Below are 255 nucleotides of genomic sequence, written 5' to 3'. Positions count from 1 at the left end.
CCCGTTGATCCCCGGCATCTGAAAGTCCAGGATCACGCACGCGGGCCGATACGAAGCTGTCGACGAAAGCGTGCCTGGAAATTCCTCGCCACTGGAAAACGTCTCTGCCTTTATCCCGACTGAACGCAGCAAACGCTTGATGGCGCGGTAAACCGATTCGTCATCGTCGACCACAGCGACGATCAGATTGAGATTGACCATATGAAGACGCGATCGCGCCCGGTGAGCAGACCCTATGTAGCTTGAGCCTAACAG

At 56.1% G+C, this 255-nt stretch carries 1 protein-coding gene; it reads right to left on the bottom strand.

Annotated features, from left to right (window positions below):
- Positions 1-201, bottom strand: a 201-nt coding sequence (locus tag SB724_RS20995) for a response regulator (RefSeq protein ID WP_410572902.1), incomplete at its 3' end; no start/stop codon positions are given.
- Between the last annotated feature and the right edge of the window lie 54 nt (positions 202-255).

Origin of the sequence: Bacillus sp. SIMBA_031 (assembly GCF_046535225.1) — a bacterium.
Taxonomy (GTDB): Bacteria; Bacillota; Bacilli; order Bacillales; family Bacillaceae; genus Bacillus; species Bacillus velezensis.
Note: the sequence above shows the minus strand (reverse complement) of the source record. Positions and strands in the feature narration are given on the sequence as shown.